4 protein-coding genes and 1 pseudogene are annotated in these 2,397 nt (G+C 53.1%); all 5 read right to left on the reverse strand.

Annotation, left to right across the window (positions count from 1 at the left end):
• The coding region (locus tag AC5DDB_RS29905; protein ID WP_491743438.1) for an AAA family ATPase at positions 1-595 on the reverse strand (595 nt) is incomplete at its 3' end.
• Positions 596-600: 5 nt separating this feature from the next.
• Positions 601-828, reverse strand: a complete 228-nt coding sequence (locus tag AC5DDB_RS29910; protein WP_491743439.1) for a hypothetical protein — start codon at positions 826-828, stop codon at positions 601-603.
• 94 nt (positions 829-922) lie between these two features.
• The gene (locus AC5DDB_RS29915) at positions 923-1,114 is read right to left on the reverse strand and encodes a DUF2997 domain-containing protein (protein ID WP_491743440.1); all 192 of its coding nucleotides are present in this window, start codon (positions 1,112-1,114) and stop codon (positions 923-925) included.
• The gene (locus AC5DDB_RS29920) at positions 1,111-1,479 is read right to left on the reverse strand and encodes a DUF1257 domain-containing protein (RefSeq protein ID WP_491743441.1); all 369 of its coding nucleotides are present in this window, start codon (positions 1,477-1,479) and stop codon (positions 1,111-1,113) included. The genes AC5DDB_RS29915 and AC5DDB_RS29920 overlap by 4 nt, the downstream gene beginning before the upstream one ends.
• Positions 1,480-2,086: 607 nt before the next feature.
• Positions 2,087-2,397: pseudogene (locus tag AC5DDB_RS29925) on the reverse strand (hypothetical protein); the annotation flags it as partial.

The following is a 2,397-nucleotide window of genomic DNA, read 5'->3' on the forward strand; positions in this document are numbered from 1 at the left end:
CCAGGCATTTCACGAAGCTGCTCTTTCCACAACCTGGGGGCGAGAGCAGTAGCACGCCCTTTGGACGTTTGAGCGGATTGGCAGTTCCCTGACGTCGCATCGTCCGCAGACAAAACTCTTTGAGCGCAGACAGTCCGCCCAAGTCGTCAAAACTTTCCTCGCCGCGATGCAGTTGCAAGAGTCCGTTTTTCTTGAGCGTCTGCGCTTTGTGTTCCCACAGCGTCTCCGGCTGAATCCGGCCTTCCCGAACGAGCGACAACGAAAACGCTCCCTCGGCTTCATACCGCGTTAATCCCGCGGCGGCATCCAGGACTCTTCCGAACTCATCGTCAGCCGGCAGTTCACCCGGTTCGGTCGCCACGCTGTGAGCGAGTTCCGCGAGCTGTTCTCGATCCGGCAACTCGTGATTGAGAACCACGAACAACTTTTCCAGTTCCACGGGAATGTCAACCACCGGCGAGAGGACGACCACGAAGGTGCGAATCTGCTTGCCGATGAAAAACTGCCGAAGCAAAGCCTGCACAATCTCCGCGGAGTTCAGAAACCGATGAAAGTTGGGTAAGACGAGGAGCGTGGTTCCCTGAGGATCGGCCACGCCGCTTAGCGACCGAATTGCCGCCAGCGGATCACTTCGGTTGGCCGGTTCATCGAGACGACTTGGTCCATGCAGACCGCGTTCGATGCCCAGACAAGCAATCCCCACCTCTGCGAGTCGCACAACGCTCCGATCTCGGCCAACGCATCGTCGTGTTCGGCTGACTGAATCCACAGTCCCGTAAAGCAGGCTGCGACGTGTTCGTGCAAATTGTCTCTGAGTGTCTTCTTCATCAAAAGTCTCCTGTGTCAAAGAAGTGAGCCTTCAGGTCCGGGACACGCTCGTCGCGCGGACTTGAAGGCTCGTGTGTAAAGCGATGGGAACGGACTACTCCGTTCGTGACTGCTGTTCGTTCTGCGTCGCCGAGTGATAGTACTCGGCCGTGAGTTGCCGACTTGTCGTTTGTCCGAGGGCAATTTCAAGAAACCGAGTCGCCTGCTGGCACTCCGTTCCCGAGAAGCCCTTTGTTTCGACTCGTGTTTGTCCTTGGGGCGAGACAATGATTTCAATTGTCTTCATACGCGACTCCCAACTTGAACCGTGAGCTTGACCGATCCGTCCGCCAACGATTGTTCAGTCACGCTATGTCCCTGACGTCGTGCCTCGATCCGTGTCTTTTCAATCGCGTAACGTTGTAGAAATGCATCCAAGTAACGTTGTTCTCCCCAGCGACAATTGAAATTGTCATACTGCATTCGCCCGCTCGCCAAATCACAGACCACTGGGTATTTCCACTCGGGCAACTCCACCGCCCAACCGGTGGCCTCGCCACTATACAGCGTGACGGTCCGATGCCTTGGCTCCGGCAATTGAAGCCGCTCGCAAGCCGCCCGCACCGCAGCCACATCCCGCACCTCAGTCTCGATCATCACAATGTGCGACATTCCGAAACTCTCCCTTCTGAAGCAAACCTTGGCCGATACGACATCGACCACAAACAAGAAAAGCCCGGCAACTTCAGGCATAGATGCTTGAAATCAACAGGCGAAACAGCAAACAACTGGCTCAGGGATGGCTAAACATCTCCTATATAACTTGACACGTTTTTGACCAAAATTTAGGTGACTACCATCGTTGCCTTGACAATGTTTCTCAATTTGCAAGGGCGAGCAGCGTTCGTGCTGGAAAAATCCGGATTGCAGACCTTTACACTAGCGAGCTAGAAAATAGGCGGGCTTGTTTCAAATCGGCTAGACAGAAGATCATAAGACTGTCAATCGGCAATGTGTGCAGCAGACCCACGTCTGCTGCAATTTGAGTCCTATGTCAACAGCAGCTTTGTACAGAGATTCTCGACTTCAGTTTGATTCCTTTGTAGCAGTACACCTACTGATAGAGACTGCTTGCTTGCGAGTACAACAATATTTTTTAAAGACATGAGAAACTATCAACTGCAATAGCTCTCGTGCAGCGTTGTTTGGCGGGTCGACCGTTTTGGGTACAGTTGCTTCATTAGTAGATTTCTCGACCATGCACTCCTCCATCTCTTTCTTATAAGTTGGCGCGTGACAAACCCCACGACCAGTTGGACGTGGGGTTGCTGCAGGAATGTTTTTCAACCTTGACTGAATGGATCTCGTATCGATTCAAAATCTGCCCCGCGTCTGGTAGCGGTGCAAAGCGGTATCGTTTGTGTAAATGACGTCGCAGTTTCGGATAGTCGTCTGGAGGTGCAGTCAAAAGTAGATATGGATCGGTGATTCCGAGTTCGTCCATTCGTCGTTGCAACGCCGCCGCACGTTGTGCAGCGGTCGTAGTGATGCCGCATTCATCAGCAGCTTGACGTTCGCTTTTTTCCGACC

Source organism: Thalassoroseus sp., from assembly GCF_984380535.1.

Bases quoted from the DNA above. Each gene is read 5' to 3' on its own strand.
- AC5DDB_RS29910 (WP_491743439.1), bottom strand. From the start codon at position 828: ATGAAGAAGACACTCAGAGACAATTTGCACGAACACGTCGCAGCCTGC.
- AC5DDB_RS29915 (WP_491743440.1), bottom strand. From the start codon at position 1,114: ATGAAGACAATTGAAATCATTGTCTCGCCCCAAGGACAAACACGAGTC.
- AC5DDB_RS29920 (WP_491743441.1), bottom strand. From the start codon at position 1,479: ATGTCGCACATTGTGATGATCGAGACTGAGGTGCGGGATGTGGCTGCG.